Origin of the sequence: Hansschlegelia beijingensis (assembly GCF_045505405.1) — a bacterium.
GTDB classification, from domain to species: domain Bacteria; phylum Pseudomonadota; class Alphaproteobacteria; order Rhizobiales; family Methylopilaceae; genus Methylopila; species Methylopila beijingensis_A.
In genome coordinates this window covers 1-1,871 of record NZ_JBJKEX010000470.1, presented here as the reverse complement: position 1 = coordinate 1,871, position 1,871 = coordinate 1, and the positions used below count along the sequence as shown (strand labels likewise).

General features: G+C 65.8%; 1 protein-coding gene. It reads right to left on the bottom strand.

The window, feature by feature from the left end; all coding sequences use genetic code 11:
• Window positions 1–345: 345 nt before the first annotated feature.
• Window positions 346–1,557, bottom strand: coding sequence for an NADP-dependent isocitrate dehydrogenase (locus ACIKT0_RS17660; RefSeq protein WP_407106649.1), 1,212 nt, complete (start codon window positions 1,555–1,557; stop codon window positions 346–348).
• Window positions 1,558–1,871 lie beyond the last annotated feature (314 nt).

The following is a 1,871-nucleotide window of genomic DNA, read 5'->3' as shown; positions in this document are numbered from 1 at the left end:
GACGCATCGGGCCCGAGCCGGTCGCCGGCCGCCAGGCTGCGGTGAACGGCCGACGGATCCGCGCTCTCCGCGGGCGCGGCCTGACCAGCGGACACCTGCGTCATCGCGGCGGCCAGAAATCCGAAGAAGAGGGCGGTCTGCTTGGTCGTCTGATCCATCGCATGCACTCCTTACTCTGGCGCACTCATTGAGGCGCACGAGCAATGAAAGCCTATCCGCGATGAACCCCGCCTAAATGCTCTGAGGTCATTTCGTGGCGGCGCGCGCCACAGGAATGAATGCTTGTTCAGTGGCGCCGAGTTTCAGTCGAAGCGTGCGGGGCCGGAGCCCCGCACGCCGGCTGGCTCAGCCCATCGCCCTCTGCAGGTTCTCGTCGACCTTGTCGAGGAACCCTTGCGTCGTCAGCCAGCCCTGCTCATGGCCGACCAGCAGCGCGAGATCCTTGGTCATGAAGCCGCTTTCGACCGTGTCGACGCAGACCTTCTCCAGCGTCTCGGCGAACCGCTTCAGTTCGGCGTTGTCGTCGAGCTTGGCCCGGTGGCCGAGGCCGCGCGTCCAGGCGAAGATCGAGGCGATCGAGTTGGTCGAGGTCGCCTTTCCCTTCTGGTGCTCGCGGTAGTGCCGCGTGACGGTGCCATGGGCGGCCTCGGCCTCCATGATCTTGCCGTCCGGCGTGGTCAGCACGGAGGTCATCAGCCCGAGCGACCCGAAACCCTGCGCCACGGTGTCGGACTGCACGTCGCCGTCATAGTTCTTGCAGGCCCACACATAGCCGCCGGACCACTTGAGCGCGGACGCCACCATGTCGTCGATCAGCCGGTGCTCGTACCAGATCTTCTTGGCCTCGAACTGGTCCTTGAACTCGGCCTCGTAGATCTCCTGGAAGATGTCCTTGAAGCGGCCGTCATAGGCCTTGAGGATCGTGTTCTTGGTCGACAGGTAGACCGGGAAGCCGCGGTTGAGGCCGTAGTTCAGCGAGGCGCGGGCGAAGTCGCGGATCGAGTCGTCGAGGTTGTACATCGCCATCGCGACGCCCGAGCCAGGCGCGTCGAACACCTCGTGCTCGATCGTCTGGCCGTCCTCGCCGACGAACTTGATCGTCAGCTTGCCCTTGCCGGGGAAGCGGAAGTCGGTCGCGCGGTACTGGTCGCCGAAGGCGTGGCGGCCGACCACGATCGGCTGCGTCCAGCCCGGCACCAGCCGCGGCACGTTCTTGCAGATGATCGGCTCCCGGAAGATCACGCCGCCGAGGATGTTGCGGATCGTGCCGTTCGGCGACCGCCACATCTTCTTGAGGCCGAACTCCTTCACCCGGGCTTCGTCGGGCGTGATGGTGGCGCATTTCACGCCGACGCCGACCCGCTTGATGGCCTCCGCCGCCTCGACCGTGACGCGGTCATCGGTGGCGTCCCGGTTCTCGACCCCGAGGTCGTAATATTCGAGGTTCAGATCCAGGTAGGGATGGATCAGCTTGTCCTTGATCGCCTGCCAGATGATCCGGGTCATCTCGTCGCCGTCGATCTCGACGACGGGATTGGCGACTTTGATCTTCGGCATGGGCGGGACGGCCTTCCTCGGTGGCGGGCGGGGCCGGCGCGAGCGCCGGCGCGACGATCGCGACAGTCCTTAGCATCGCGCCCGGGACCGGCAAAGGCGGGAGGGGCTCGTTTTGCAGCCGAACTCTTGCATAGCAGCATATGGGCGTAGGGCCGGCGGGGGATTACTTCGGGCGCTGCCCGCCCCGCTTCTCTCACCGACGGAAATCTCAGATGGCCGAGACCAGGATAGCGCTCGACGCTCCGCGCGCCGCGGCGGGCGCCGGCCCTACGCCCATATGCTGCTATGCAAGAGTTCGGCTGCAAAACGAGCCC